Origin of the sequence: Companilactobacillus futsaii JCM 17355, from assembly GCF_001435505.1 — a bacterium.
Taxonomy (GTDB): Bacteria; Bacillota; Bacilli; order Lactobacillales; family Lactobacillaceae; genus Companilactobacillus; species Companilactobacillus futsaii.
The window spans coordinates 1-460 of record NZ_AZDO01000068.1; the positions used below are offsets into that span (position 1 = coordinate 1).

Annotated in this window: 1 protein-coding gene; it reads right to left on the bottom strand. The window is 39.8% G+C overall.

Going from position 1 to position 460, the window contains the following annotated elements; genetic code table 11:
• Window positions 1–460: IS30 family transposase (locus tag FC88_RS05865; protein ID WP_157060435.1), on the bottom strand; the 460-nt coding region annotated here is incomplete at both ends.

Here is a 460-nt window from a genome sequence, read left to right on the forward strand (position 1 = left end):
TTCTAGGTAGATTGTTTAGACGAGAGTTAATGAGTGAGATTGATTGTGGACTTACACTATCTAGTGACAGCCCTTTGGGCAAGTCACGACGGATCATTCTATTATGAACTTCATTAGTACCGCGTTCACTAGATGTGTATGGATGAGTGAAATAAACATCACACGTTCCTGACATTGTATCTTCCAAATTAGCAAACTCTGGGCCATTGTCTGCAGTAATAGACTTAATGGTATCTCCGTATGATTCTGCTATTTCATCCATTGCATAGTCCACAGAGTCAGCGTCTCTACCATCAATCAATCGCATTATTTCGAATCTAGTTTTTCTCTCTGTCAGCGTAAGAACAACACTCTCATGACCATTCCTTTTACCAACTACAGTGTCAATTTCAAAGTGTCCAAATTCTAAACGGTCATCAACATAATCAGGGCGTTCTTCAATACTACGTCCTAGAACTCG